At 57.0% G+C, this 25,915-nt stretch carries 26 protein-coding genes; 18 read left to right on the top strand and 8 right to left on the bottom strand.

Annotated elements, in window-relative coordinates; genetic code table 11:
* Window positions 1–79 precede the first annotated feature (79 nt).
* The 7 genes from rfaQ (at window position 80) to coaD (ending at window position 7,013) form a co-directional block, all read left to right on the top strand.
* Window positions 80–1,156: a putative lipopolysaccharide heptosyltransferase III gene (gene rfaQ, locus K2184_RS04620; protein ID WP_024274815.1), complete on the top strand. Its 1,077-nt coding sequence runs from the start codon at window positions 80–82 to the stop codon at window positions 1,154–1,156.
* Window positions 1,153–2,280 carry a glycosyltransferase family 4 protein gene (locus K2184_RS04615; RefSeq protein WP_163524748.1) on the top strand — a complete coding sequence of 376 codons (1,128 nt, stop codon included), beginning with the start codon at window positions 1,153–1,155 and terminating at the stop codon, window positions 2,278–2,280. Before rfaQ ends, K2184_RS04615 begins: the two co-directional genes overlap by 4 nt.
* Before the next feature lie 2 nt (window positions 2,281–2,282).
* Window positions 2,283–3,377 carry a glycosyltransferase gene (locus tag K2184_RS04610; RefSeq protein ID WP_004116437.1) on the top strand — a complete coding sequence of 365 codons (1,095 nt, stop codon included), beginning with the start codon at window positions 2,283–2,285 and terminating at the stop codon, window positions 3,375–3,377.
* Between the two features lie 30 nt (window positions 3,378–3,407).
* Entirely contained in the window at window positions 3,408–4,397 is a 990-nt protein-coding gene (locus K2184_RS04605; protein ID WP_004106893.1) for a glycosyltransferase, read from the top strand.
* A gap of 92 nt (window positions 4,398–4,489) precedes the next feature.
* Complete coding sequence (waaA, locus tag K2184_RS04600) at window positions 4,490–5,764, top strand: lipid IV(A) 3-deoxy-D-manno-octulosonic acid transferase (protein WP_004106896.1); 1,275 nt, start codon at window positions 4,490–4,492, stop codon at window positions 5,762–5,764.
* The gene (locus K2184_RS04595; protein ID WP_004106899.1) at window positions 5,764–6,540 is read left to right on the top strand and encodes a glycosyltransferase family 2 protein; all 777 of its coding nucleotides are present in this window, start codon (window positions 5,764–5,766) and stop codon (window positions 6,538–6,540) included. The genes waaA and K2184_RS04595 overlap by 1 nt, the downstream gene beginning before the upstream one ends.
* Window positions 6,537–7,013, top strand: coding sequence for a pantetheine-phosphate adenylyltransferase (coaD, locus tag K2184_RS04590; RefSeq protein ID WP_004106901.1), 477 nt, complete (start codon window positions 6,537–6,539; stop codon window positions 7,011–7,013). Before K2184_RS04595 ends, coaD begins: the two co-directional genes overlap by 4 nt.
* A 126-nt stretch (window positions 7,014–7,139) precedes the next feature.
* Here the strand turns inward: coaD and mutM are convergent, their stop codons facing one another.
* The 4 genes from mutM to radC form a co-directional block, all read right to left on the bottom strand.
* Window positions 7,140–7,949: a bifunctional DNA-formamidopyrimidine glycosylase/DNA-(apurinic or apyrimidinic site) lyase gene (mutM, locus tag K2184_RS04585; protein ID WP_439237716.1), complete on the bottom strand. Its 810-nt coding sequence runs from the start codon at window positions 7,947–7,949 to the stop codon at window positions 7,140–7,142.
* 192 nt (window positions 7,950–8,141) lie between these two features.
* On the bottom strand, window positions 8,142–8,309 hold the full coding sequence (gene rpmG, locus K2184_RS04580; RefSeq protein ID WP_003024094.1) for a 50S ribosomal protein L33: 168 nt from the start codon (window positions 8,307–8,309) through the stop codon (window positions 8,142–8,144).
* A gap of 20 nt (window positions 8,310–8,329) precedes the next feature.
* Window positions 8,330–8,566: a 50S ribosomal protein L28 gene (rpmB, locus tag K2184_RS04575; RefSeq protein ID WP_002436699.1), complete on the bottom strand. Its 237-nt coding sequence runs from the start codon at window positions 8,564–8,566 to the stop codon at window positions 8,330–8,332.
* Between the two features lie 217 nt (window positions 8,567–8,783).
* Complete coding sequence (gene radC, locus K2184_RS04570; RefSeq protein WP_004106905.1) at window positions 8,784–9,449, bottom strand: RadC family protein; 666 nt, start codon at window positions 9,447–9,449, stop codon at window positions 8,784–8,786.
* 175 nt (window positions 9,450–9,624) lie between these two features.
* Here radC and coaBC point away from each other — a divergent pair, with 175 nt between their 5' ends.
* The 4 genes from coaBC to K2184_RS04550 all read left to right on the top strand — a co-directional run bounded on the left by coaBC (window position 9,625) and on the right by K2184_RS04550 (window position 13,222).
* The gene (coaBC, locus tag K2184_RS04565; protein ID WP_049095738.1) at window positions 9,625–10,836 is read left to right on the top strand and encodes a bifunctional phosphopantothenoylcysteine decarboxylase/phosphopantothenate--cysteine ligase CoaBC; all 1,212 of its coding nucleotides are present in this window, start codon (window positions 9,625–9,627) and stop codon (window positions 10,834–10,836) included.
* Complete coding sequence (dut, locus tag K2184_RS04560; RefSeq protein WP_004106909.1) at window positions 10,814–11,272, top strand: dUTP diphosphatase; 459 nt, start codon at window positions 10,814–10,816, stop codon at window positions 11,270–11,272. The genes coaBC and dut overlap by 23 nt, the downstream gene beginning before the upstream one ends.
* A 176-nt stretch (window positions 11,273–11,448) precedes the next feature.
* Window positions 11,449–12,045 carry a nucleoid occlusion factor SlmA gene (gene slmA / locus K2184_RS04555; RefSeq protein WP_004106912.1) on the top strand — a complete coding sequence of 199 codons (597 nt, stop codon included), beginning with the start codon at window positions 11,449–11,451 and terminating at the stop codon, window positions 12,043–12,045.
* 160 nt (window positions 12,046–12,205) lie between these two features.
* The gene (locus tag K2184_RS04550; protein ID WP_016809631.1) at window positions 12,206–13,222 is read left to right on the top strand and encodes an SMP-30/gluconolactonase/LRE family protein; all 1,017 of its coding nucleotides are present in this window, start codon (window positions 12,206–12,208) and stop codon (window positions 13,220–13,222) included.
* 37 nt (window positions 13,223–13,259) lie between these two features.
* On the opposite strand, the gene pyrE is transcribed toward K2184_RS04550, so the two are convergent.
* Together pyrE and rph are read right to left on the bottom strand one after the other, a co-directional pair.
* Window positions 13,260–13,901, bottom strand: a complete 642-nt coding sequence (gene pyrE, locus K2184_RS04545; RefSeq protein WP_049095734.1) for an orotate phosphoribosyltransferase — start codon at window positions 13,899–13,901, stop codon at window positions 13,260–13,262.
* A gap of 65 nt (window positions 13,902–13,966) precedes the next feature.
* On the bottom strand, window positions 13,967–14,683 hold the full coding sequence (gene rph / locus K2184_RS04540) for a ribonuclease PH (protein ID WP_004106921.1): 717 nt from the start codon (window positions 14,681–14,683) through the stop codon (window positions 13,967–13,969).
* 123 nt (window positions 14,684–14,806) lie between these two features.
* Here rph and K2184_RS04535 point away from each other — a divergent pair, with 123 nt between their 5' ends.
* Window positions 14,807–15,670 (top strand): YicC/YloC family endoribonuclease, encoded by an 864-nt coding sequence (locus tag K2184_RS04535; protein WP_004116450.1) that lies wholly within the window; start codon window positions 14,807–14,809, stop codon window positions 15,668–15,670.
* A 73-nt stretch (window positions 15,671–15,743) separates the two neighbouring features.
* Here K2184_RS04535 and K2184_RS04530 read toward each other — a convergent pair whose 3' ends face one another.
* Window positions 15,744–17,003 (bottom strand): chloride channel protein, encoded by a 1,260-nt coding sequence (locus K2184_RS04530; RefSeq protein ID WP_070556432.1) that lies wholly within the window; start codon window positions 17,001–17,003, stop codon window positions 15,744–15,746.
* A 275-nt stretch (window positions 17,004–17,278) separates the two neighbouring features.
* On the opposite strand from K2184_RS04530, the gene K2184_RS04525 reads away from it, so the two are divergent.
* Window positions 17,279–17,896, top strand: coding sequence for a trimeric intracellular cation channel family protein (locus K2184_RS04525; protein ID WP_004106924.1), 618 nt, complete (start codon window positions 17,279–17,281; stop codon window positions 17,894–17,896).
* A gap of 5 nt (window positions 17,897–17,901) precedes the next feature.
* Here the strand turns inward: K2184_RS04525 and ligB are convergent, their stop codons facing one another.
* The gene (ligB, locus tag K2184_RS04520) at window positions 17,902–19,578 is read right to left on the bottom strand and encodes an NAD-dependent DNA ligase LigB (RefSeq protein ID WP_016809634.1); all 1,677 of its coding nucleotides are present in this window, start codon (window positions 19,576–19,578) and stop codon (window positions 17,902–17,904) included.
* 257 nt (window positions 19,579–19,835) lie between these two features.
* On the opposite strand from ligB, the gene gmk reads away from it, so the two are divergent.
* From gmk to recG, 5 genes are all read left to right on the top strand, one after another.
* Window positions 19,836–20,459 carry a guanylate kinase gene (gene gmk, locus K2184_RS04515; protein WP_004106926.1) on the top strand — a complete coding sequence of 208 codons (624 nt, stop codon included), beginning with the start codon at window positions 19,836–19,838 and terminating at the stop codon, window positions 20,457–20,459.
* A 54-nt stretch (window positions 20,460–20,513) separates the two neighbouring features.
* Window positions 20,514–20,789, top strand: a complete 276-nt coding sequence (gene rpoZ / locus K2184_RS04510; protein ID WP_004106927.1) for a DNA-directed RNA polymerase subunit omega — start codon at window positions 20,514–20,516, stop codon at window positions 20,787–20,789.
* 18 nt (window positions 20,790–20,807) lie between these two features.
* Window positions 20,808–22,928, top strand: a complete 2,121-nt coding sequence (gene spoT / locus K2184_RS04505) for a bifunctional GTP diphosphokinase/guanosine-3',5'-bis pyrophosphate 3'-pyrophosphohydrolase (RefSeq protein ID WP_004106928.1) — start codon at window positions 20,808–20,810, stop codon at window positions 22,926–22,928.
* 163 nt (window positions 22,929–23,091) lie between these two features.
* Window positions 23,092–23,781, top strand: a complete 690-nt coding sequence (gene trmH, locus K2184_RS04500; protein ID WP_004106929.1) for a tRNA (guanosine(18)-2'-O)-methyltransferase TrmH — start codon at window positions 23,092–23,094, stop codon at window positions 23,779–23,781.
* A gap of 5 nt (window positions 23,782–23,786) precedes the next feature.
* A complete protein-coding gene (recG, locus tag K2184_RS04495; RefSeq protein WP_004106930.1) occupies window positions 23,787–25,868 on the top strand; it encodes an ATP-dependent DNA helicase RecG in 2,082 nt (693 codons plus the stop codon).
* The last annotated feature ends 47 nt before the right edge of the window (window positions 25,869–25,915 follow it).

The following is a 25,915-nucleotide window of genomic DNA, read 5'->3' as shown; positions in this document are numbered from 1 at the left end:
TGGTAGAGCAAGACAAGGCTTCTCTCAATCTATCTGATCCCCTAGAATCGGAGCCCTGACCCTGAATGAAGAACAGAGAATGACGCCTGAAACCCGCACTTCCGGCCGCGTGAACCCGGCGCGAATCCTGGTTATTAAGCTTCGCCATCATGGCGATATGTTATTGATAACGCCGCTTATTCACTCGCTAAAACAGCAATACCCCGCCGCCTGCGTGGATGTGCTGCTTTATGAAGAAACCCGGGATATGCTCGCAGCGAATACTGAGATCCGCCATATTTATGGTATCGATCGGCGCTGGAAAAAACAGGGCACCGGCCATCAGCTCAAGATGGAATGGCAGCTGATCCATACGCTCCGCCAGCAGCGCTACGATATGGTGCTCAATCTTGCCGATCAGTGGCCCAGCGCGATTATCACTAAACTGACCGGGGCGACCACCCGCATCGGCTTTGACTTTCCGAAGCGTCGTCATCCGGCCTGGCGTTTTTGCCATACCGCCCTCGCCTCAACCGAGCTGCACAACCAGCTGCATACCGTACAGCAGAATCTGTCGATTCTGGCGCCGCTTGGGCTGGATATTGATGATGCGCCGGCAACGATGGGCTACAGCGAACAGGACTGGCTCGCCAGCCGCGCGCTGCTGCCGGAAGGATTTCGGGACAACTATATCGTCATTCAGCCGACCTCCCGCTGGTTCTTTAAATGCTGGCGCGAAGCGCGGATGAGCGCCCTGATAAACGCGCTTTCTGAGGCAGGCTATCCGGTCGTGCTGACCTCCGGCCCCGACGCCAAAGAGAAGCAGATGATCGACACGATTATGACGGGCTGTCCCAATGCTCGCCTGTACTCCCTCGCCGGGCAGCTCACCCTGCGCCAGCTGGCGTCTCTCATCGACCATGCCCGCCTGTTTATCGGCGTCGACTCCGTGCCGATGCATATGGCCGCCGCGCTGGGCACACCGCTGGTGGCGCTATTCGGCCCCTCCAAGCTCACTTTCTGGCGTCCATGGCAGGCGCAGGGGGAGGTAATTTGGGCGGGTGATTTCGGCTCGATTCCCGACCCTGACGACATAGATACCAACACCGAGGAACGCTATCTCGATTTAATCCCCACCGACGCGGTTATCGCGGCGGCGAAAAAGGTACTGGCATGAGTAAATTCAGGCTGGCTCTGGTACGCCAGAAGTATCGCCCGGACGGCGGCGCGGAACGATTTGTCTCCCGCGCGCTGGAGGCCCTCGACGACAGCGACCTTGAGCTGAACGTCATCACCCGCGAGTGGCAGGGGCCGGTGAAGCCCGAGTGGAACATCCACATCTGCAATCCGCGTAAATGGGGGCGGATCAGCCGCGAGCGTGGGTTTGCCGACGCCGCCCGCCAGCTGTGGCAGCGCGAAGCCTTCGATCTGGTGCAAAGCCATGAGCGTATCCCCGGCTGCGACCTGTACCGCGCCGGAGACGGCGTACACCGCCGCTGGCTGCAGCAGCGCTCGCGCATTTTGCCCGGCTGGAAAAGCCGCCTGCTGTTTGCCGACCGCTACCATCGCTATGTGATGCAGGCCGAGCGCGAAATGTACCAGGACTCGCACCTGCGCGGCGTTATCTGCAACGCGGAGATGATTAAACGCGAGATTATTGCAGACTTCGGCCTGCCGGCGGAAAAAATCCACGTTATCTATAACGCCATCGATAACCAGCGTTTTCTGCCGCCGACGGAAGCGGCCTTTGTCGCGCTGCGTACCAAATGGAATCTGCCGCTCCAGGCGACCTGCCTGATTTACGTCGGCTCCGGCTTTGAGCGCAAGGGGCTGGATGCGGCGATCCGCGCCATCGCGCCGACCAACCGCTACCTGCTGGTAGTAGGCAAAGATAAAGAGCAAAGTCGTTATCAGCAGCTGGCGAAAACGCTGAACTGCGATGAGCGGGTGCGCTTTTTCGGCATGCAGTCGGAAACCCTGCCGTTTTATCAGATGGCCGACGGCCTGCTGCTGCCGACGCTGTACGACCCGTTCCCCAACGTTATTCTCGAAGCGATGGCCTGCGGCCTGCCGGTCATTACCACTACCGGCTGCGGCGGCGCGGAGTTTATTGTTCAGGGCAGCAATGGCTACGTTTGCGATGCGCTGGATATCCCGGCCCTGCAGGAGTCGGTTAGCGCCCTTCCCGCCCGGGCGTTAGGCTCCGCGGAAGGCGAACGCGCCCGCGAGCGCATCATGACCTGCACCAGCGAACGCCTCTCGGCGCAGCTGCTCTCCCTTTATCAGGATTTGGTGAAATAACGATGCGCATATTGTTTGTTATCGACGGTCTGCCCGGCGGCGGCGCGGAAAAAGTCGTGCTGACGCTGGCGGCGCACTTTCTCAGCCAGGGGGAAAAGGTATCGCTTTTTTCCCTGCGCGACGTCTGCGATTATCCGCTGCCGGAAGGACTGGATTATCAGGTCATCGCCGACCGCTGCCGCAAACCGTGGCGCAAACTGACGGAACTCTCCCGGCGCGCGCGCCAGCTTGATGCGGCCATCGATAGCGCAGAACGGCAGGGCCGCTTCGATCTGGTGCTCTCAAATCTGCATAAAACTGACCGCATTGTCTCCCGCAGCCGCCTGCTGAACGGGCGAAACGTCTGGTATTGCCTGCACGGCGTATTCTCTACTTCCTATCTCGGCCATCGCACCGGTTTTGACCGCTGGCTGAAGCAGCAGAAGATCGGACGCGTTTACCAGGGACGCAACGTCGTCACCGTCTCCGATGCGGTAGGTCAAGATCTGGTCGAGCAGTTCGCCATTCGCCCGGCCCAGCTGAAAACCATCTATAACCCGTTTGATATCGCCGCGCTGCGCGCAGCGGCTGAAGAGCCCAGCCAGCGACCCGACGGCGACTATATTATTCACGTGGGCCGCTTTCATCCCGGTAAACGCCACGACCGCCTGATTGAGGCGTATGCGCAAAGCGGTATCGATGCGCCGCTGGTGCTGCTGGGACAGGGAAAACCGGAACAAGAGCAGCGCCTGCGCCAGCTGGCGCAGCAGCTACAGGTTGCCGATCGCGTCCTGTTTAAAGGCTTCCAGAAAAATCCGCTGCCGTGGATCAAAGGCGCGCGGATGCTGGTCCTGAGTTCCGATAGCGAAGGTTTTGGCAACGTGGTGGTTGAAGCGCTGCTGCTGGATACGCCGGTCGCCAGCACCCGCTGCCCGGGCGGCGTGACCGAGATCCTCACCGGCGAGCTGTCGCGCGGCCTGGCGGATCTCAACAGCCCGGCGCTGGCTCAGACGATGCAAAGCATTTACCATAGCCCCCCTGCCATCGACGCCTCGGCGCTGGAGAAATTCAGCGTGGCATCGATTTGTCAGCAGTATCGTCAGCTGCGCAGCGCCTGACGCCGTTATTCAACCAGGATCGAATGATTTATGAGTCAAACGCCTTTACTAAGCATCGTAGCCGCCGTCTATAACGGCGAAAAATTCCTTGCGCAATTCTTTGAGTGCCTTGAGCAACAGCAGCTGGAAAGCTATGAACTGATCCTGGTGAACGACGGGTCGACGGACGGTAGCCTTGCGGTTATCGACCAGTGGAAAGAGCGCCTGCAAAACGTGCTCGTACTGGAACAGGAAAACCAGGGCGTGTCGGTGGCGCGCAATACCGGGCTCGCCGCGGCGACCGGTAAATACCTGACCTTTCCGGATATCGACGATAAGCTTTACCCGGGCATGTACCGTACGCTTCTGGAAATGGCGGAAAAGGGCAATCTTGACGTCGCCACCTGCAACGGCCGCTACGTCTACGAGACAAAAAAAGATATCCATCCTATTTTCCCGCTGGACCGGCTACAGTCGACCGGCGTTTTGCCCGGCCACGTCTGGTTAAAACAGGCGCTGGATTCTCGTAAGTTCCTGCATGTCACCTGGCTCAATATTTACCGCCGCGAGTTTATCGCGGATCACCGCTTCCATTTTGAGCCGGGCCTGCGTCATCAGGATATTCCCTGGACCACGGAAGTGCTGCTGGCGGCAGAACGCGTGCAGTACACCAGCGAGCAGTTCTACGATTACTACATCCATTCGGAATCGGTGTCGCATAAGCCGGACAATGACGATACGCTGATGCGCTCAGCGCGCCACTATATGAAGATTCTTGAGATGCTGGACGCCATCAACCAGCGCTATCCGGACAAGGTTCGCAATATTTCCGCCTGCCGCTGGCAGATCGCTAAAGAGGGGCTGGGAATTATTCATACCTTCGATAGCATGAAAGATGAGTCAAAAAAGCATATTATCATTAAAGAGTTCTTTGACCGCGGTATCTGGAGCCTGATCTGGAAAAATGCCCATACGTTCCGTCTACGCTGGCGTCTTGGACGCCGCTATCTGCGCATCAAGCGCTATCGCGACGCGGCTTAATACTGAATCCCTTAGTTTCCGCCAAAGAGATAGCTTTACGCGGGTTAAATGCTTAGAATTTGCCCGCAAAAACATAAATACGGATAAATCGCTTGGAATTGCTTTATACCGCCCTACTTTACCTCATTCAGCCGCTGGTGTGGCTGCGACTGCTGTTACGCAGCCGTAAGGCCCCTGCCTATCGTAAACGCTGGAAAGAACGTTATGGCTTCTGCCAGAACAAGGTAGAACCGGGTGGCATCCTGCTGCATTCCGTTTCCGTGGGTGAAACGCTGGCGGCTATCCCGCTGGTGCGCGCGCTACGGCACCGCTACCCCTATCTGCCGATCACCGTCACGACCATGACGCCAACCGGCTCCGAACGCGCGATGTCCGCTTTCGGTAAAGACGTCCATCACGTCTATCTGCCTTACGATCTTCCCGGCGCAATGAACCGCTTCTTCAATACCGTTCAGCCAAAGCTGGTTATCGTCATGGAAACCGAACTGTGGCCGAACATGGTCGCCACGCTGCATAAACGCAAAATTCCGCTGGTTATCGCCAACGCCCGGCTGTCCGAACGCTCGGCGAAAGGCTATGCCAAACTGGGCAAATTTATGCGTCGGCTGCTGAGCCGCATTACCCTTATCGCCGCACAGAATGAAGAAGACGCCAGCCGCTTTATCGCCCTTGGCCTGAAACGCAATCAACTGGCGGTCACCGGCAGCCTGAAGTTTGATATTTCAGTCACGCCGGAGCTGGCCGCTCGCGCTATCACCCTGCGTCGCCAGTGGGCGCCGCACCGCCAGGTATGGATTGCCACCAGCACCCACGACGGCGAAGAGCAAATCATTCTTCAGGCGCATAAAAAGCTGCTGGAGCGCTTCCCCAACCTGCTGCTGATCCTTGTCCCGCGCCACCCGGAGCGCTTCGGCGACGCCCGCGAGATGGTGCAGAAAGCGGGAATGAGCTACACCCTGCGCAGTACCGGCGAAATCCCGTCGAACAGTACCCAGGTGGTGATTGGCGATACCATGGGTGAGCTGATGCTGCTGTACGGCATTGCCGACCTCGCGTTTGTCGGCGGTAGCCTGGTGGAGCGCGGCGGTCATAACCCGCTGGAGCCCGCTGCTCATGCGATACCGGTACTGATGGGCCCGCACACCTTTAACTTCAAAGATATCTGCGCCAAGCTGCAGCAGGACGATGGACTGATTACCGTCACCGACGCCGACTCGCTGGTGACGGAGGTGTCAAACCTGCTGACCGATGAAGATTACCGTCTGTGGTATGGTCGTCACGCGGTGGAAGTCCTGCACCAAAACCAGGGCGCCCTCTCCCGTCTGCTACAGTTATTGCAACCCTATCTGCCGCAGCGGAGCCACTAATGTCGCCTCGACTCTCGGTCGTGATGATCGCCAAAAACGCGGCGGATCTGCTGCCTGATTGTCTGGCGTCGGTAAGCTGGGCCGATGAGATAGTGCTGCTGGATTCCGGCAGCAGCGACAACACCGTCGAATTAGCCCGCAGCATGGGCGTTCAGGTGCATGTCAATCGCGACTGGCAGGGCTACGGTATTCAACGCCAGCGCGCCCAGGACTACGCCACCGGCGATTACGTGCTGATGATCGATACCGACGAGCGCGTCACTCCGGAGCTTGCGCAGTCTATCCGCAGCGTGCTGGCCGCGCCGCAAACCGGCGCAATATACAGCATTGCCCGGCGCAACTATTTTCTTGGCCGCTTTATGCGCCACAGCGGCTGGTATCCCGATCGCGTGATGCGCTTGTACGAACGCGGCCGTTACCGCTATAACGATAATCTGGTCCACGAATCTCTCGATGCCCGAGGCGCGCCGGTTATCGAACTCGCGGGCGATCTGCTGCATCTGACCTGCCGTGATTTCTCCGGCTTTCAGCAAAAGCAGCTGGCCTACGCCGCCGCCTGGGCGCAGGAGCGCCATCAGAGAGGCAAAAAGACCTCGCTGGCCGCTATCTTCGGCCATACGCTGGGCGCCTTTGTGAAAACGCTGCTGCTGCGCGGCGGCATTCTGGATGGGAAACAAGGCTGGCTACTGGCGGTGGTCAACGCGCAATACACGTTTAATAAATACACCGAGCTGTGGGCCCTGAGCCGCGGCTACTCGGAGAAAGTGTCATTATGAGCACAAAAGCGATCTATCCGGGAACCTTCGACCCTATCACCAACGGCCATATCGATATCGTCACTCGCGCGGCCAGCATGTTCGATAAGGTGCTGTTGGCTATCGCCGCCAGCCCGAGCAAAAAGCCGATGTTCACTCTCGACGAGCGCATCGCGCTGGCCACCCAGGCAACGGCGCATCTGGTCAACGTTGAGGTTATTGGCTTCAGCGATTTAATGGCCAATTTTGCCCGCGCGCAGCAGGCGAACATTTTAATTCGCGGCCTGCGGGCGGTGGCGGATTTTGAATATGAGATGCAGCTGGCCCATATGAACCGTCATTTAATGCCGACGCTGGAGAGCGTGTTTCTGATGCCGTGCAAAGAGTGGTCGTTTATCTCCTCTTCGCTGGTAAAAGAAGTGGCGCGCCACCAGGGCGACGTCTCCCACTTTCTGCCGGCAAACGTTCACCAGGCGCTGCTGAAGAAGCTGTAATCCTGCGCCATCGGGTCTCTTCCCGCAGGCGATGCTGCGCATCTGTCCGGGCTACCCAATCAAATCGCACGGACGCGTAGCCCGGCTAAGCGCAGCGCGAGCCGGGTTCACCGCAACCACCGCATATTATTTCTGGCACTGGCGACAATAAAACGTCGCCCGCTGGGCGTGTTTACTGCCGATAACCGGCGTCCCGCAAATGCGGCACGGCTCGCCCTTGCGGCCATACACCTGCAGCTCCTGGGCAAAATAACCCGGTTTACCGTCGCTTTGCAGGAAATCTTTCAGCGTCGTCCCACCCTGTTCGATGGAGCGCAGCAGGACCAGCTTAATCACTTTCACCAGCTGTTCGCACTCCTCGCGCGACAGCGAAGAGGCCAGCCTGTCGGGGTGAATACCCGCCGAAAATAGCGATTCGCTGGCGTAGATATTACCCAAGCCGACCACCAGCTTGTTATCCATTAGCCAGGGCTTGATCGCAGTTTTCTTCTTCGCGCATTTCTGCTGGAGATAATCGGCGTTGAACTCATCGCTCAGCGGCTCCGGCCCCAGATGCGCCAGCACCGGATGCCCTTCCAGCTCTTTAGTCCACAGCCAGGCGCCAAAGCGTCGCGGATCGGTATAGCGCAGGACCTTGCCGTTACTCATCACCAGGTCCACATGGTCGTGTTTTTCCGCCGGCAGATCTCCGCTGAGGATACGCAGGCTTCCCGACATGCCGAGATGGACGATAATCCAGCCGTCGGGCAGTTCGAGCAGCAGATATTTAGCGCGGCGGCGCACGCTGAGCACAGGAACGTCGCTCAGGCGATAGATCTCTTCGGAAACCGGCCAGCGCAGGCGCCCGTTGCGCACAATGGCGTGCAGGATGGTCGCACCAACCAGGTGAGGCTCAATGCCGCGGCGGCTGGTTTCTACTTCAGGTAATTCAGGCATTCTTTTCTCGAACAAAAACGGCTGGATGCTCTATCTTACCGCGTTCAACGACGAGGTTCAGGGCAATTATTGTTCAGCTTGCTCTTCCGCCTGCCACAGGAGGGCTAAACTCCCGCCAGCGCCGACGGTGGCGTCGTTTTAATAACAAAAAACCCCGCCGAGGCGGGGTTTTTCTTTACAAGGAACCTAAAATTATTTGATTTTAGCTTCTTTGTATAAAACGTGCTGACGGACAACTGGATCGAACTTTTTCAGTTCCAGTTTTTCCGGCTTAGTACGCTTGTTCTTCGTGGTGGTATAGAAGTGACCAGTACCAGCAGAAGAAACCAGCTTGATTTTCTCACGAATACCTTTAGCCATGATTTATTTCCTCTAAGTACTTAGTACTTTTCGCCACGGGCACGCAGTTCGGACAGAACTGTATCAATGCCTTTCTTATCAATAACACGCATACCTTTAGCAGATACGCGCAGGGTGACAAAACGCTTCTCGCTCTCAACCCAGAAACGGTGAGAGTGCAGGTTCGGCAGGAAACGGCGTTTAGTCGCGTTCAGTGCGTGGGAACGGTTGTTACCGGTCACCGGACGCTTGCCAGTAACTTGGCAGACTCGGGACATGTCTATTCTCCAAAAATCAAATTAGCTCGAGCTTCGTATGGGGTATTGGCGCCTCGTCAGGCTTTACAGCCCGGTCATCGCATAGTTCTATTGAACTCTCGATTGCCAGGCCCAAATGCCAAACCCGAGATTCTCAAAGGTGGCGTAGTATACGCTGACTCTGCGATGTGCTCAAGTCCCGAACAGACAAAGATCCCGATGGATCGCATGATCGGGGCTAAATCCAGCCGCGTTCAGCAAAAGATACGTACGCTCCGCGGCCGATAACAAGGTGATCGAGCACACGTATATCCATGAATCGACAACATTTTATCACTCTTTCGGTAATCAATCTGTCGGCCTTACTCGGCTCAGGACTTCCGGATGGATGATTATGTGCCAGGATCACCGCGGCGGCGTTCACTTTGATGGCTTCGCGTACGATTTCTCGCGGATGCACCTCAACGTGGCTAAGAGTACCAGAAAAAAGTCGGCTATGTTTCAATACCCGGTTCTGATTGTCTAAAAAGATCACCATGAAGATCTCGCGCTCTTCGTCGGCCAGCTGGCTTTGCAGAAACTCCCGCGTCATCGACGGGGTGACCAATGAGGGCTCTTCCGTCATCCGCAGGCTGAAATAGCGTCGCGCCAGTTCAGCAATCCCTTTTAGCTGCGCATATTTCGCCAGACCAATGCCTTCAATCTCAGCGAACTGTGACTCTTCCGCCGAAAGCAGGCCGTACAGCGAGCCAAATCGCTGCAGCAGCTCTCGCGAAAATGTCATCACGTCCTGCGTGCGCGTACCGGTACGTAAAAACAGCGCTAACAGCTCGATATCCGATAAAACTTCGATACCGTAACGCTGCATCTTTTCCCTCGGCATGAGGGTTTCCTGTATCTCCATCGCGGCCTCTCCTTCCCACTCCCCGCTATCCTGACACAGCCTTTTTGCGCCGCCGACAGGCAAGTTTTATCCCTGCGTAGCGCCTCGCAAAGTGGATCGCCACCAGGCACACGATGCCGTGAGGATTGTGATAAGATGCGCGAATTCTGGTGTACCGCAACAGGAAAAAATCATGATGAGTCTGGCTGGTAAAAAGATCGTTCTCGGCGTGAGCGGCGGCATTGCTGCCTATAAAACGCCGGAACTGGTGCGCCGCCTGCGCGACCGCGGCGCGGATGTCCGCGTCGCCATGACGGAAGCCGCTAAAGCCTTCATTACGCCATTAAGTTTACAGGCGGTATCGGGTTATCCGGTTTCCGACAGCCTGCTCGACCCGGCCGCCGAAGCCGCAATGGGCCACATTGAGCTGGGGAAATGGGCCGATCTGGTTATTCTCGCTCCGGCGACCGCCGATTTAATCGCCCGAGTCGCGGCAGGCATGGCTAACGATCTCGTCTCGACGATTTGCCTGGCGACGCCGTCGCCCGTCGCGGTCGTGCCCGCCATGAATCAGCAAATGTATCGCGCCGCCGCCACCCAGCATAATCTTGAGGTGATTGCCTCGCGCGGTTTGCTGGTCTGGGGCCCGGACAGCGGCAGCCAGGCCTGCGGCGATGTTGGGCCGGGGCGGATGCTGGACCCGCTGACCATTGTGGATATGGCCGCGCAGCACTTCTTTCCTGTCAAAGATTTGCAACATCTCAACATCATGATTACCGCGGGCCCAACCCGCGAGCCGCTGGATCCGGTGCGTTATATCACTAACCACAGTTCTGGTAAGATGGGCTTCGCGATTGCCGCCGCCGCCGCGCGTCGCGGGGCAAACGTCACGCTGGTAAGCGGCCCGGTTTCTCTACCTACGCCGCCGTTTGTACAAAGAATTGATGTCACCACGGCGCTGGAAATGGAAGCCGCGGTGCAAAACGGCGCCTCACGGCAGCATATTTTTATTGGCTGCGCAGCGGTCGCCGACTACCGTGCGGTCACCATTGCCGAAGAAAAAATCAAAAAACAAGGTGATGAACTCACCCTGAAAATGGTTAAAAATCCGGATATCGTCGCAGGGGTCGCCGCGCTTAAGGCCAACCGCCCTTACGTCGTTGGGTTTGCCGCCGAAACGAATAATGTGGAAGAATACGCACGGCAAAAGCGAGCCCGCAAAAATCTTGATCTGATCTGCGCTAATGATGTTTCACAGCCAAATCAGGGATTTAACAGCGACAGCAATGCATTACACCTTTTCTGGCAGGAGGGAGATAAGCGCTTACCACTTGAGCGCAAGGAACTCCTGGGCCAATTATTACTCGACGAGATCGTGACCCGTTATGATGAAAAAAATCGACGTTAAGATTCTGGACCCGCGCGTTGGTCAGCAATTTCCGCTGCCGACCTATGCCACCTCCGGTTCCGCCGGACTTGACCTGCGAGCCTGTCTCGATGACGCCGTAGAGCTGGCGCCTGGCGCTACGCTCCTCGTGCCAACTGGCCTGGCGATTCATATTGCCGATCCGTCTCTGGCAGCAGTGATTCTCCCGCGCTCCGGGCTGGGTCATAAACACGGCGTCGTCCTGGGTAACCTGGTCGGCCTGATTGATTCCGACTATCAGGGTCAGCTGATGGTTTCCGTCTGGAACCGCGGTCAGCAGAGCTTCACCATCGAACCCGGCGAGCGTCTCGCGCAAATGGTGTTCGTGCCCGTTGTACAGGCGGAATTTAACCTGGTGGAAGAGTTTGACGCCACCGATCGCGGCGAAGGCGGCTTCGGTCACTCAGGGCGTAAATAAGCCCGGCAATAGACAAAAATCTTCGGGGCGTCGCCGATTAACGGGCAGTCCCAAAGATGAAGTGGAACCTGCATCGCAAAGCGCACTAATGCAATAACATCACCGCAGGCAACAGCTTGCGGTCGCTTTGTGGATGCCTGCCTGACAAGTGCTTTTTTTCAGGGGTATTTTAAAACATGGCAGAAAAACAAACTGCGAAAAGGAATCGTCGCGAAGAAATACTTCAATCTCTGGCGCTAATGCTCGAATCCAGCGACGGGAGTCAGCGTATCACCACGGCGAAGCTGGCGGCCTCCGTTGGCGTATCCGAAGCGGCTCTGTATCGGCATTTCCCGAGCAAGACCCGCATGTTTGATAGCCTGATTGAGTTTATCGAAGACAGCCTGATTACGCGCATCAATTTGATTTTAAAAGATGAAAAAGACACCACCGCGCGCCTGCGTCTGATTGTGTTGTTGATTCTGGGGTTTGGCGAGCGTAATCCTGGGCTGACAAGAATTCTGACCGGCCACGCGCTGATGTTTGAACAGGACCGGCTTCAGGATCGCATAAACCAGCTTTTCGAGCGTATTGAAGTCCAGCTGCGTCAGGTGATGCGTGAAAAGAAAATGCGTGAAGGTGAAGGCTACTCCGTCGATGAAGCCCTGCTGGCCAGCCAGCTGTTGGCATTCTGCGAAGGGATGCTGTCGCGCTTTGTGCGCAGCGAGTTTAAATATCGCCCGACGGACGATTTTGACGCCCGCTGGCCGCTGGTCGCCGCCCAGCTGAAGTAACCCTCTCCTGTCTCTATGCAGCCCGAAAGGCTGCATCTCTCTTTTTTGATTATTCTGGCATAACGCCCAGAACAATTCGTAGAACTGCCAGATGTTTTCGGCTCTCGCTCTCTCATACCATCCTTTGATTGTATCTTTGCAATGGATAAGGAGAGGGCTGATGGCGACATCACGACGGGAATTGCTCAAACTGGGCGGTCTGGCAACCGCATCACTCGTGCTTAGTCAAAAAAGCTTCGCGGCCTGGGCGCCATCTGCACGTTATCCCGATCCGCGTGTTATGGCGGTGGATGATAGCTTTCGCCGCTATATGCTTGCCAGCGCAAAAGTGGAGCAGATCGCCACCGGCTTTCGTTGGGCGGAAGGGCCGGTATGGTTTGGCGATACGCGTATGCTGCTCTGGAGCGATATTCCTGACAACGTCATTATGCGCTGGGATGAGGCCACCGGCGCTACCAGCGTATTTCGCCAACCGGCAAACTACGCGAACGGCCACGCCCGCGATCGGCAGGGACGGCTCATCAGCTGCGAACACGATACCCGACGAATTACCCGCACTGAATATGACGGTAGCATCACCGTACTGGCGGATAACTTCGAAGGCAAACCGCTGAACTCGCCAAACGACATCGTCGTGAGGTCAGACGGCAGCATCTGGTTCACCGATCCGCCTTTCGGTATCAGCGGATTCTATGAAGGGCATAAGGCCACGCCGCAGCTGCCGCAAAACGTTTATCGACTGGACCCGGAAAGCCGTAAACTGAGCGTCGTGCTGGGCGACGTCAAGGGGCCAAACGGCCTCTGTTTTTCCGCCGATGAAAAAACGCTCTACGTGGTGGAAAGCCGCGCTACCCCAAACCGGCTTATCCTGGCGTGGGATGTTGTCGATAACACATTGAAAAACAAAAGAGTGCATATTGACTGCGGTAACGGAACCGCTGACGGCATCGCCTGCGACATGGACGGGAACCTGTGGTGCGGGTGGGGTACGGGCAGCGAAGAGCTGGACGGCGTCCGCGTCTTCAATCCGCAGGGGAAAAACATCGGTATTATTCAGTTACCGGAACGCTGCGCCAACCTGTGCTTCGGCGGTGAACAGCGCAACCGCCTGTTTATGGCATCCAGCACGTCCATCTATTCGCTCTACGTCAATGCGCAAGGCGCAAAGCTGGTCTGAAAATATGCCCGGCGGACGTTGCCGGCCGGGCTGATATTTACACCCCGTACGCTTCGCGATAGGCGCGAACGGCTGCCAGATGTTCAGCCATTTCCGGCTTCTCTTCCAGATAGCTGATCAGGTCTTTCAGCGTCACGATGGAAATCACTTTACAGCTGTAGTCGCGCTCAACTTCCTGAATCGCTGAGATTTCGCCGCGTCCGCGTTCCTGACGATCCAGAGAGATCAGTACGCCGGCTAACTCGGCGCCGTTGGCCTGAATAATTTCCATCGATTCCCGAATCGCGGTGCCTGCGGTGATAACATCATCTACCAGCATCACGCGGCCCTGCAGCGCGCTCCCCACCAGATTTCCACCTTCGCCGTGGGTCTTTGCCTCTTTGCGGTTAAAGCAGTAAGGCAGATCGCGGTCATGATGTTCCGCCAGCGCGACCGCCGTGGTAGTGGCGATAGGGATGCCTTTGTAGGCCGGGCCAAACAGCAGGTCAAAATCAATCCCGGAATCCACCAGCGCTTCGGCATAAAAACGGCCTAACAGTGCCAGATCGCGCCCGGTATTAAACAGGCCGGCGTTGAAGAAATAGGGACTCTTGCGCCCGGATTTCAGCGTAAACTCGCCAAACTTAAGTACCTGCTTGTTAAGCGCAAACGCAATAAACTGGCGCTGATACGGTTTCATGGATTCGCTCCTCATCTTACTTTTCTACGGACAAAAAAAAGGCGACTTCTCAGTCGCCTTAAAAACTAGTTTTGCAACGCCGCCTTCTGCGTCGTGACAATGGATTCGATGCCCCCTCGGGCCAATGCCAGCAGGGTAAGGAGCTCTTCATGGGTGAACGGTTCGCCTTCTGCCGTACCCTGCACCTCAATGATGCGACCATCTTCGGTCATCACCACGTTCATATCGGTTTCCGCCGCGGAATCCTCAACGTATTCCAGATCGCAAATCGCTTCGCCATTCACGATCCCTACGGAGACTGCCGCCACCATTCCTTTCATCGGGTTAGTTTTCAGCTTACCGGCCGCAACCAGCTTATTCAGCGCATCCGCCAGCGCCACGCAGGCTCCGGTAATCGATGCAGTACGGGTGCCGCCGTCGGCCTGCAGCACGTCGCAGTCCAGAGTAATGGTGAATTCGCCCAGCGCTTTCAGGTCAACTGCCGCGCGCAGCGCACGCGCGATCAGGCGCTGGATTTCCATGGTGCGGCCGCCCTGTTTACCTTTGGCGGCTTCACGCGCGTTACGCGTGTGGGTAGAACGCGGCAGCATGCCGTATTCGGCAGTGATCCATCCCTGCCCCTGGCCTTTCAGAAAGCGCGGCACGCCTTCATCAATAGAAGCGGTGCACAATACTTTCGTGTCACCAAATTCGACCAGCACGGAGCCTTCTGCGTGTTTTGTGTAGTTACGGGTCAGGGTTACTGGACGCACTTGATTAGCGCTACGGCCTGCTGGACGCATGATGTTCTCCGGCTTGAAACGAATGTGGCTGCGCATTATACGGATAATGCGCGCTTATTCCTATCCTGATAAGGTCGCGAAAGCTATAATCCACCCCACTCTCCTTTAAAAACAGGAACGTCTATGATCCGCAGTATGACCGCCTACGCCCGGCGTGAAATCAAGGGTGAATGGGGTAGCGCCGCGTGGGAACTGCGCTCGGTAAACCAACGATATCTGGAAACTTACTTCCGCCTGCCGGAGCAGTTCCGTAGCCTGGAGCCCGTGGTGCGTGAACGTATTCGCTCCCGTCTGACCCGCGGTAAAGTCGAATGCACCCTGCGTTTTGAGCAGGACCCGAGCGCACAGGGCGAGCTGATTCTCAACGAAAAGCTGGCAAAGCAGCTGGTTAATGCCGCCAACTGGGTAAAAATGCAGAGCGACGAGGGCGAAATTAATCCGGTGGATATTCTGCGCTGGCCCGGCGTAATGTCGGCTCATGAGCAAGATCTGGACGCCATTGCCGCCGAAATCCTGGGCGCGTTGAACGGCGCGCTGGACGACTTTATCGTCGCCCGTGAAACCGAAGGCCAGGCGTTGAAAACGCTTATTGAGCAGCGCCTGGACGGGGTCACCGCCGAAGTGGCTAAAGTACGCGCCCACATGCCGGAAATTTTACAGTGGCAGCGCGAGCGTCTGGTTTCCAAACTGGAAGACGCCGAAGTGCAGCTGGAAAATAACCGCCTTGAGCAGGAGCTGGTGCTGATGGCGCAGCGTATTGACGTTGCCGAGGAGCTGGATCGCCTGGAAGCGCATGTGAAAGAGACGTGGAATATCCTGAAGAAGAAAGAAGCGGTCGGTCGCCGCCTCGACTTTATGATGCAGGAGTTCAACCGCGAGTCGAACACGCTGGCATCTAAATCGATTAATGCCGAAGTGACGAACTCCGCCATTGAACTGAAAGTGCTAATCGAACAAATGCGCGAGCAGATCCAAAACATCGAGTAACAATGACTCGCCCCGCAAATCGTTTTTGAACAAAAGGTCATGGTAAATCATGGCCTTTTATTTTCGCTGCGTTTCAGAAGGAATCATTCTTATCCAATATCCGGCAGGTTAAAAATGCCCCTGCCGCGCACAGCAGCGTGGGGGCCAGATAGCTGTGATCCATATGGGTGAATTCCATCACCAGCGCCACCGCCGTTATCGGCATCTGCATGGATGCGGCGAGAAACGCCGCCGCGCCAACCAGCGCAAAACTGCCGTAATCGCCGCCGGGAAGCAGCTGTTGCCAGAGCATACACAGCAGCAGGCTGGCCAAGCCGCCTACCGCCAGCCCCGGCGTCAGCAGGCCGCCTTCCGCACCGCCGCGCAGCACCGCCAGAATCACCACCATCTTCAGCACCAGCAGCATCGCCGCCCCGGGGAAACCCAGTGCATCGCTGAGAGCCAGCTGCATAGGTCCTTTACCGTTTCCCGGAAGCTGGGGGAAATAGAGGCTGAGGGCGGCAAGCAGAGAAAACGCCAGCAGACAGAAAACCGGCATCTGCCAGTTGCTTCGGACGTGCGAACGAGCGGTACTGGTCGCTTTGCGAAAGAGCCAGGCCCCGGCGCCGAGAATGGGGCCAGAGATAATCGCCCACCAGAGAAATGAATGCGGCAGGATGTCGGAAGTAAAATGGTATTGCGACTCATCGCCTAAGCCGAGGGTAGCCGTCCACGCGGCAATCGCCGATGTGATGATAGCCGCCAGCGTTTTTTCCCAGCTAAACGACAGCAGCATCACCTCAAGGCTGAATAACGCGCCGGCCAGCGGGACGTTATACACCGCCGCCAGACCCGCACCTGCGCCGCAGGCAATCAGCGTTCGGCTTTCATCTTCCAGCAGACCCAGCTTACGCGCCACCATCCCTGCCCCCAGCGCGCCCATTTCCCGCGGCGCGACTTCGCGACCAAGGGGTGAGCCCAGCGCCACGGTGACGATCTGCAACAGGGCATGAATCGTGGTGGTACCCGCAGGCATTGGCACGGAAGGATTGGCCACCGCTGACGCAATTGAAACCCGCTTCTGCCCATATCGCCCAAGCAGCCACCAGCCAAACCCGGCGACTGCACCGCCGGCGACGATTGCCATGATCCGACGCGACCAGGACGAATCCGTGACGCCCTGTAAAAATGACTCTGAGCCAACGAGCTGGCCGTGGCTGTAGCCAAACGCCAGGTGCTGAATCGCGTGTAAAATCAGCGCCAGAACCATGCCTGACAGGCCAGCCAGTATCCCCGTCAGCACAACGGCAAGCAGGCGGATGAGATAGTTTTTATTGTCAGCGGCGGCAGTCATTTTCTCAGACCTTGAAGGAGGAAACTAAAAGGATAAAAGCCCAGAGTTAAACATTAAGTATTCATACCGCTTTCAATATAGATGCGCATAAAAGGTTTAGTCATTATTTTTTCTAATCAATGGATGAAGAAACAGCAATTAAATAACCATTAAATAAAGCCAATATAAGCACATCTCGCATTAGTTTAATCTGGTTAAATGCGAATGCTTTAGAAAATCTCAGTCGTGATCCTGAGCACAAATCGTTAACCTTCCGCCATCATCGTGGGGGATTTATGCTGCTTCATATTCTTTATCTGATTGGGATCACGGCGGAAGCCATGACCGGCGCGCTGGCTGCCGGGCGCCGCCGTATGGATACGTTTGGCGTGATTATCATTGCGACAGCGACCGCTCTCGGAGGCGGTTCGGTGCGCGATATTCTGCTTGGTCACTATCCGCTTGGCTGGGTACAACACCCCGAGTACGTCATTATTGTTGCCGTTGCTGCGGTCCTCACCACGATTGCCGCGCCGGTCATGCCGCACCTGCGCCGTCTGTTTCTGGTACTTGATGCGCTCGGCCTGGTGGTGTTCTCAATTATTGGCGCCCAGATCGCGCTGGATATGGGCCAGGGCCCGGTAATCGCCTCCATTGCCGCGGTCATCACCGGCGTCTTTGGCGGCGTGCTGCGTGATATGTTCTGCAAGCGTATCCCGCTGGTGTTCCAGAAAGAGCTGTACGCCGGAGTATCGTTCGCCGCCGCGATTTTATATATCGCGCTTCAGCATTACGTCAGCAGTCACGATGTAGTCGTCATTTCCACCCTGCTGTTCGGCTTTACTGCTCGTATGCTGGCGCTGCGCTGGAAGCTGGGCCTGCCGGTATTTAACTACAACCACAGCGCGCATTAATACTTTCAGAACCCCGGAATGCGTTGCCCGCTCAGCCACTTCGCCAGCGCGGCAACATCCGGGTGATGTAAGAACGTCACCAGCTGCCGCGCCCTTTCAGCCCCGACGCCCGGCAGCCGTTGCCACTGCTCTTCGTTTCGATCCTGCATCTGCCGCCAGCTGTCCTCCTCCAGTCTGACAAAAGCCGTCTTCGGTATGGGCACTCCCATCGCCTGGATCCAGCGTAGAAAAGGCCGTTCGCGCGCAAGATTGAACTGATGCCACAGCCGCTGCCCGCGCTGCGCGGAGATACCTGGTATGGCTTGCAGCTGTTCCGGCGTAAAAGCCAGCCATGAAAAGAGATGCTCCATGCCGCGGGCATCGTGCAGTGTCCGCCACAGCGTCTCTCCCGCGCCGTCAATATTGAGAATCGAGCGGGATGAGAGCCAGACCAGCCGCGAGAGAAACTGCTCCGCGCACTCTGGCGTGGCGAAATAGCAGGTTAAGGCATTGTACCGTGCCGCCGGCGGCTGGGGTTTATTACGCTCCGCCGTGCGCCAGACGACCGAATCGATGCGCGGAATTCCCTGCCCGGCAAGGCTGATTTGCAGCTGATCGCCAATACCGATATCCAGAGTGGACCAGCGGGATACCGAGCCGACGTTCACCCGCTGCACGCGCTTATCGTCCAGCAGCTGCGGCTCCAGATGCGCCACCACCGCTATTTTACCGCTACGCCCGATGCTGAAGCTGATACCGCGAACCTCCATAACCCGTGAGGCAGGAGGATATTTCCAGGCGATAACCCAATCACCCTGTCCCGGTACCCAGAAGCGCCCGGCTGACTCTTTTCCCCGCCGCACCACTACGCCATCGCTGGCAAAAGGCAGCGGCGAAGTAAACCAACGCTGGCGCCACTGTTCCACCTGCTGCGCATTCGCGACAGGATGCGAAAAGCGCGCGCTGTAAACAAAGCCGCCCTGCCGCAGCAGCGCCAGCCGCTGTTGCATCTCCTGCGGACCATCGGGCCATGCCCAGATAAAGATGCCCAGTTGATTAAGTTCCGCCGCAGCCTGCTGGCGCATCATCATGCCGGCCACCTTTGCGCGCGCGTTCATGCCCCCCATCTGCTTTTGCACATGCCCCGCGCGAAGCAGGAACAGTTCTCCCTGCAGAACGCTATTGGCCAGTGCACCGTCAGAGACTTTAGGCACGGAGGGGATCTGTAAAACCCTGGCCGTCCAGTCTTCTCCGGCCAGACCATTCCCCCGGCTTATTGCCTGCACTAGGCGCCCCTGTCGATAGACCAGAGTCACTGCGACGCCATCGACTTTAGGCTGTACCCACAGGCCGGATTGACCGCGCATCCAGCGCGCCACCGCAGCGCGGTCCGGCAGTTTACGCACGCCGGTGTGCGCGACCGGATGCCTGACATCCCCCCTCAGCGGCGGAAGAGCATCGTGAGCGGGAGCCTCGCCGGTGAAGCAGCGCCGCCAGAACGCCAGCCGCTCCGCCAGCTGGTCATAGACTTCATCGCTTACCGCACTATTCCCCTGCTGCCAGTAGGCGTTTTTCCATTCCGTTATCTGCTGGCTGAGGCGTTCCATTTCCTGTTCGGCCCTCGCCTGCGGCCACGCGGGGCAGGCTGCCTGCGCGTATCCCACCAGCATCCACAGCACCAGCGCCTGGATTCCTTTTTGCATCGCGATGCCCTCCTGTTTATTCGCCGGGAATTGTGCCGCAGGCGTATTTTCATCGGCGATAGGGGATTTTTAAGGCTGCGAGCAGACGTCCAGGTTTTCTATGTTGTTTCTGCAATGCCCGGAGAAATCAGGGAAACGGCAAGCAAAATGAAAGAAAAAATGCAAAAAGTGTGACAGGGACTGCGTCACGCAGCGGCGGCGTGTATAATAGGCTCGTATGTAAGCTCTATTTCGACCATCACATACAAAAGACACTCATGGCTCAAGGCACGCTTTATATTGTTTCCGCCCCTAGCGGCGCGGGTAAATCCAGCCTGATTCAGGCTTTATTAAAAACCCAACCGTTGTACGACTCTCAGGTTTCTGTTTCGCATACCACACGCGCTCCGCGCCCGGGTGAAGTGCACGGTGAACACTATTTCTTTGTCAATCACGACGAATTCAGGACGATGATTGGCGAAGACGCTTTTCTTGAACATGCAGAAGTCTTTGGCAACTATTACGGCACCTCGCGCGAAGCTATCGAGCAGGTACTGGCGACCGGCGTCGACGTCTTCCTTGATATCGACTGGCAGGGCGCACAGCAAATCCGCAACAGAATGCCCGGCGCACGCAGCATTTTTATTCTGCCGCCGTCAAAAGATGAGCTTGATCGTCGCCTGCGCGGCCGCGGTCAGGATAGCGAAGAGGTTATCGCGAAACGTATGGCACAGGCAGTTGCAGAAATGAGCCATTACGCGGAATATGATTACCTGATTGTGAATGATGATTTTGATACCGCGCTGAGCGATCTGAAAATTATTATTCGCGCCGAACGTCTGCGCATGAGCCGCCAAAAGCAGCGACATGGCGCTTTAATCACCAAACTGTTGGCAGACTGAACCCACATTCAGTATCATGCCCAGTCATTTCTTCACCTGTGGAGCATTTTAAGTATGGCACGCGTAACTGTTCAGGACGCTGTAGAGAAAATTGGTAACCGTTTTGACCTGGTACTGGTCGCCGCGCGTCGCGCTCGTCAGATGCAGGTAGGCGGAAAGGATCCGCTGGTACCGGAAGAAAACGATAAAACTACCGTTATCGCACTGCGCGAAATCGAAGAAGGTCTGATCAACAACAAGATCCTCGACGTTCGCGAGCGCCAGGAACAGCAAGAGCAGGAAGCCGCTGAATTACAAGCCGTTACCGCTATTGCTGAAGGTCGTCGTTAATCACACAGCGGGTCGCCCTTGTATCTGTTTGAAAGCCTGAATCAGCTGATTCAAAACTACCTGCCCGAAGAGCAAATCAAACGCCTTCGGCAGGCTTATCTCGTTGCACGTGACGCTCACGAGGGCCAGACACGTTCAAGCGGTGAACCCTATATCACGCACCCGGTAGCGGTAGCCTGTATCCTGGCCGAGATGAAGCTCGACCATGAAACGCTGATGGCTGCCCTGCTGCACGACGTGATAGAAGATACCCCCGCCACCTATCAGGATATGGAGCAGCTTTTTGGCAAAAGCGTTGCAGAACTGGTAGAGGGGGTGTCAAAACTTGATAAGCTAAAGTTTCGCGACAAGAAAGAGGCTCAGGCCGAAAACTTTCGCAAAATGATTATGGCGATGGTGCAGGATATTCGCGTCATCCTTATCAAGCTTGCTGACCGCACCCACAACATGCGCACGCTGGGCTCATTGCGCCCGGATAAGCGCCGCCGCATCGCCCGCGAAACGCTGGAAATCTACAGCCCTCTGGCGCACCGTTTAGGTATTCATCACATCAAAACCGAGCTCGAAGAGCTGGGCTTTGAGGCGCTGTATCCTAACCGCTACCGCGTTATTAAAGAGGTAGTTAAAGCAGCGCGCGGCAACCGTAAAGAGATGATTCAAAAAATCCTCTCCGAAATCGAAGGGCGTTTGCAGGAAGCGGGAATACCCTGTCGCGTTAGCGGTCGCGAAAAGCATTTGTACTCCATCTACTGCAAGATGGTGCTCAAAGAGCAGCGTTTTCACTCGATTATGGATATCTACGCCTTCCGCGTGATTGTCCATGATTCTGACACCTGCTATCGCGTGCTAGGCCAGATGCACAGCCTTTACAAGCCGCGTCCAGGCCGCGTCAAAGACTACATTGCCATTCCAAAGGCGAACGGCTATCAATCTTTGCACACCTCGATGATCGGCCCGCACGGCGTCCCGGTTGAGGTACAAATTCGTACCGAAGACATGGACCAGATGGCGGAAATGGGGGTTGCGGCGCACTGGGCTTATAAAGAGCACGGCGGCGAAAGCAGTACCACGGCGCAAATCCGCGCTCAGCGCTGGATGCAGAGCCTGCTGGAGCTCCAGCAGAGCGCCGGTAGCTCATTTGAATTTATTGAGAGCGTGAAATCCGATCTGTTCCCGGATGAGATTTACGTTTTCACCCCGGAAGGGCGCATCGTCGAACTGCCCGCTGGCGCGACGCCGGTGGACTTCGCCTACGCGGTGCATACCGATATCGGCCATGCCTGCGTCGGCGCGCGCGTCGACCGCCAGCCATATCCCCTGTCGCAGTCGCTCTCCAGCGGCCAGACGGTGGAGATCATCACCGCGCCGGGCGCTCGTCCGAACGCCGCGTGGCTGAACTTTGTCGTCAGCTCTAAAGCGCGCGCCAAAATTCGCCAACTGCTGAAAAACCTCAAGCGCGACGATTCCGTTAGCCTCGGGCGACGCCTGCTTAATCACGCGCTCGGCGGCAGCCGCAAGCTGGCCGAAATTCCGCCAGAGAACATTCAGCGCGAACTTGACCGTATGAAGCTGGCAACGCTTGACGATCTGCTGGCCGAAATTGGCCTCGGTAACGCCATGAGCGTCGTCGTAGCAAAAAACCTGCAGCAGGGTGAAACCACAGCCGTGCCTGTACAGCCGGCGCCTGTCGGCCATAACCATCTGCCGATTAAAGGCGCGGATGGCGTGCTGATCACCTTTGCCAAGTGCTGCCGTCCGATTCCCGGCGACCCGATTATTGCGCACGTCAGCCCGGGCAAAGGCCTGGTTATTCACCACGAGTCCTGTCGTAACATTCGCGGCTACCAGAAAGAGCCGGAGAAATTTATGGCGGTTGAGTGGGACAAAGAGACGGCGCAGGAATTTATCACCGAAATTAAGGTGGATATGTTCAACCATCAGGGTGCCCTGGCGAATCTTACCGCCGCAATCAACACCGCCTCTTCCAATATTCAAAGCCTGAATACGGAAGAGAAAGATGGCCGCGTTTACAGCGCCTTTATTCGCCTCACCGCGCGCGACCGCGTGCATCTGGCGAATATTATGCGCAAAATTCGCGTCATGCCGGATGTGATAAAAGTCACCCGTAACCGAAATTAGCTCTGACACAAAATCATTCGAATTGCATCAAGGCGGCAAGCGAATGACAAATCTGCCAGGAGCAGATTTGAACGCTGCTTACAGCGGCTCCGTAAGGGGCGAGGCCCAGGGATGGGCCGAGTAATCCGCAGCGATTAAAGAGTCATTCGAAGGATGAAGTGTAATGAATTTACAGCGTTATGCGCGTATCTGCGAGATGCTCGCCAGGCGTCAGCCTGACCTGACGGTCTGCATGGAGCAGGTCCATAAGCCTCATAACGTCTCTGCGATTATTCGTACCGCAGACGCCGTTGGCGTGCATGAAGTGCACGCCATCTGGCCCGGTAGCCGTATGCGTACCATGGCCTCCGCAGCCGCAGGCAGCAATAGCTGGGTGCAGGTGAAAACCCATCGTACTATTGGCGATGCCGTCACGCATTTAAAAGGCCAGGGCATGCAGATTCTGGCAACCCATCTCTCTGATAACGCCGTTGATTTTCGTGAAATCGACTATACCCGCCCCACCTGTATCCTGATGGGCCAGGAGAAAACCGGCATTACTCAGGAAGCGCTGGACCTGGCGGATCAGGACATCATTATTCCGATGATTGGCATGGTGCAGTCGCTGAACGTTTCCGTCGCCTCGGCGCTTATTCTGTATGAAGCCCAGCGCCAGCGGCAGAACGCCGGCATGTATCTGCGCGACAACAGCATGCTGCCGAAAGAAGACCAGCAGCGTCTGCTGTTTGAAGGCGGCTATCCGGTGCTGGCGAAGGTCGCAAAACGTAAAGGTCTACCCTACCCCCACGTCAACGAGCTGGGCGAAGTCGAAGCCGATGCCACGTGGTGGGCCACTATGCAGGCTGCAGGATAAAAACGATGCAAGGTCGCCTGTTAGATGCCGTCCCCCTTAATACCCTAACCGGCGTTGGCGCGGCACAGAGCAGCCGACTGGCGAAAATCGGCCTGCACACGGTGCAGGATCTGCTTCTGCACCTGCCGCTACGCTACGAAGACCGCACCCATCTGTATCAAATCGGTGAACTGCTGCCCGGCGTTTACGCCACCGTTGAAGGCGAAGTTCTTAACTGCAATATCACTTTCGGCGGCCGCCGGATGATGACCTGCCAGATAAGCGACGGCTCCGGCATCCTCACCATGCGCTTTTTTAACTTCAGCGCAGCGATGAAAAATAGCCTGGCAACCGGGCGTCGCGTGCTGGCCTACGGAGAGGCTAAGCGCGGTAAGCACGGGGCGGAGATGATCCACCCGGAATATCGGGTTCAGGGTGATATGAGTACCCCTGATTTACAGGAAACGCTGACCCCGGTTTATCCCACCACCGAAGGCATCAAGCAGGCTACGCTGCGTAAGCTCACCGACCAGGCGCTGGAGCTGCTTGAAACCTGCGCTATCGCCGAGCTGCTGCCGCCGGAGCTGGCGCAGGGGATGATGAGCCTGCCTGACGCCTTGCGCACGCTGCATCGCCCGCCGCCCTCTTTACAGCTTAGCGAGCTGGAAAGCGGCAAACATCCGGCTCAGCGACGCTTAATCCTGGAAGAGCTGCTGGCGCATAACCTCAGCATGCTGGCGCTGCGGGCAGGCGCTCAGCGCTACCACGCTCTCTCGCTCAGCGCTAACGACACGCTAAAAGACAAGCTGCTGGCCTCTCTCCCCTTTACGCCGACCGGCGCGCAGGCGCGCGTCACGGCTGAAATTGAGCGCGATATGGCGCTGGACGTGCCAATGATGCGTCTGGTGCAGGGGGATGTTGGCTCCGGTAAAACCCTGGTTGCCGCGCTGGCCGCCCTGCGCGCCATCGCGCACGGCAAGCAGGTGGCGCTGATGGCGCCGACAGAACTGCTGGCTGAGCAGCATGCCAATAACTTCCGCAGCTGGTTTGAACCGCTGGGCGTTGAAGTAGGCTGGCTGGCGGGCAAACAAAAAGGCAAAGCGCGCCTGGCGCAGCAGGAGGCTATCGCCAGCGGACAGGTGCAGATGGTGGTCGGTACCCACGCCATCTTTCAGGAACAGGTCCAGTTTAACGGCCTCGCGTTGGTGATTATCGACGAACAGCATCGTTTCGGCGTCCATCAGCGGCTGGCGCTATGGGAGAAAGGCCAACAGCAGGGCTTTCATCCGCACCAGCTGATTATGACCGCGACGCCGATTCCGCGGACCCTGGCGATGACCGCTTATGCCGATCTCGACACCTCGGTCATCGATGAACTGCCGCCGGGCCGTACGCCGGTTACGACGGTAGCCATCCCGGATACCCGCCGCAGCGATATTATCGACCGGGTACGGAACGCCTGTACTCACGAGGGTCGCCAGGCCTACTGGGTTTGTACGCTGATTGAAGAGTCGGATCTGCTGGAGGCCCAGGCGGCGGAAGCCACCTGGGAAGAGCTGAAGCTGGCGCTGCCGGAGCTGAATATCGGCCTGGTGCACGGGCGCATGAAATCTGCCGAGAAACAGGCGGTCATGAGCGCGTTCAAGCAGGGCGAGCTGCATCTACTGGTCGCCACCACGGTAATTGAGGTCGGCGTGGACGTGCCTAATTCCAGCCTGATGATCATCGAAAACCCTGAGCGTCTGGGGCTGGCTCAGCTGCACCAGCTCAGAGGGCGCGTCGGGCGCGGTGCGGTGGCCTCACACTGCGTGCTGCTCTATAAATCGCCGCTTTCTAAAACCGCGCAGAAGCGCCTGCAGGTTCTGCGCGATAGCAACGACGGCTTCGTCATTGCCCAGAAAGACCTGGAAATTCGCGGTCCCGGCGAGCTCCTCGGCACGCGCCAGACCGGCAACGCTGAATTCAAAGTCGCAGATTTAATGCGCGATCAGGCCATGATCCCCGAAGTTCAGCGCATCGCCCGTCATATACACGAAAGATATCCTCAGCAGGCCCAGGCGCTTATCGAGCGCTGGATGCCGGAAACCGAACGCTATTCCAACGCGTAGCGCGCACGTTATCCCGCCACGCTGCGCATAATTTTTTATTCAGATGA

This window comes from Klebsiella sp. K5-306 (genome assembly GCF_051835185.1).
Lineage (GTDB): Bacteria > Pseudomonadota > Gammaproteobacteria > Enterobacterales > Enterobacteriaceae > Klebsiella > Klebsiella oxytoca.
This window is presented reverse-complemented; position numbering and strand designations above follow the sequence as displayed.

What these genes read in the sequence shown, in the direction of transcription:
- K2184_RS04595 (WP_004106899.1), top strand. Translation starts at nt 5,764, where the DNA reads ATGTCGCCTCGACTCTCGGTCGTGATGATCGCCAAAAACGCGGCGGAT.
- K2184_RS04615 (WP_163524748.1), top strand. Translation starts at nt 1,153, where the DNA reads ATGAGTAAATTCAGGCTGGCTCTGGTACGCCAGAAGTATCGCCCGGAC.
- coaBC (WP_049095738.1), top strand. Translation starts at nt 9,625, where the DNA reads ATGAGTCTGGCTGGTAAAAAGATCGTTCTCGGCGTGAGCGGCGGCATT.
- slmA (WP_004106912.1), top strand. Translation starts at nt 11,449, where the DNA reads ATGGCAGAAAAACAAACTGCGAAAAGGAATCGTCGCGAAGAAATACTT.
- K2184_RS04605 (WP_004106893.1), top strand. Translation starts at nt 3,408, where the DNA reads ATGAGTCAAACGCCTTTACTAAGCATCGTAGCCGCCGTCTATAACGGC.
- K2184_RS04525 (WP_004106924.1), top strand. Translation starts at nt 17,279, where the DNA reads ATGCTGCTTCATATTCTTTATCTGATTGGGATCACGGCGGAAGCCATG.
- gmk (WP_004106926.1), top strand. Translation starts at nt 19,836, where the DNA reads ATGGCTCAAGGCACGCTTTATATTGTTTCCGCCCCTAGCGGCGCGGGT.
- rph (WP_004106921.1), bottom strand. Translation starts at nt 14,683, where the DNA reads ATGCGTCCAGCAGGCCGTAGCGCTAATCAAGTGCGTCCAGTAACCCTG.
- radC (WP_004106905.1), bottom strand. Translation starts at nt 9,449, where the DNA reads ATGGAGATACAGGAAACCCTCATGCCGAGGGAAAAGATGCAGCGTTAC.
- K2184_RS04530 (WP_070556432.1), bottom strand. Translation starts at nt 17,003, where the DNA reads ATGACTGCCGCCGCTGACAATAAAAACTATCTCATCCGCCTGCTTGCC.
- rpmB (WP_002436699.1), bottom strand. Translation starts at nt 8,566, where the DNA reads ATGTCCCGAGTCTGCCAAGTTACTGGCAAGCGTCCGGTGACCGGTAAC.
- rpmG (WP_003024094.1), bottom strand. Translation starts at nt 8,309, where the DNA reads ATGGCTAAAGGTATTCGTGAGAAAATCAAGCTGGTTTCTTCTGCTGGT.
- K2184_RS04535 (WP_004116450.1), top strand. Translation starts at nt 14,807, where the DNA reads ATGATCCGCAGTATGACCGCCTACGCCCGGCGTGAAATCAAGGGTGAA.
- trmH (WP_004106929.1), top strand. Translation starts at nt 23,092, where the DNA reads ATGAATTTACAGCGTTATGCGCGTATCTGCGAGATGCTCGCCAGGCGT.
- dut (WP_004106909.1), top strand. Translation starts at nt 10,814, where the DNA reads ATGATGAAAAAAATCGACGTTAAGATTCTGGACCCGCGCGTTGGTCAG.
- ligB (WP_016809634.1), bottom strand. Translation starts at nt 19,578, where the DNA reads ATGCAAAAAGGAATCCAGGCGCTGGTGCTGTGGATGCTGGTGGGATAC.
- recG (WP_004106930.1), top strand. Translation starts at nt 23,787, where the DNA reads ATGCAAGGTCGCCTGTTAGATGCCGTCCCCCTTAATACCCTAACCGGC.
- coaD (WP_004106901.1), top strand. Translation starts at nt 6,537, where the DNA reads ATGAGCACAAAAGCGATCTATCCGGGAACCTTCGACCCTATCACCAAC.
- pyrE (WP_049095734.1), bottom strand. Translation starts at nt 13,901, where the DNA reads ATGAAACCGTATCAGCGCCAGTTTATTGCGTTTGCGCTTAACAAGCAG.
- rfaQ (WP_024274815.1), top strand. Translation starts at nt 80, where the DNA reads ATGACGCCTGAAACCCGCACTTCCGGCCGCGTGAACCCGGCGCGAATC.
- K2184_RS04610 (WP_004116437.1), top strand. Translation starts at nt 2,283, where the DNA reads ATGCGCATATTGTTTGTTATCGACGGTCTGCCCGGCGGCGGCGCGGAA.
- rpoZ (WP_004106927.1), top strand. Translation starts at nt 20,514, where the DNA reads ATGGCACGCGTAACTGTTCAGGACGCTGTAGAGAAAATTGGTAACCGT.
- mutM (WP_439237716.1), bottom strand. Translation starts at nt 7,949, where the DNA reads ATGCCTGAATTACCTGAAGTAGAAACCAGCCGCCGCGGCATTGAGCCT.
- K2184_RS04550 (WP_016809631.1), top strand. Translation starts at nt 12,206, where the DNA reads ATGGCGACATCACGACGGGAATTGCTCAAACTGGGCGGTCTGGCAACC.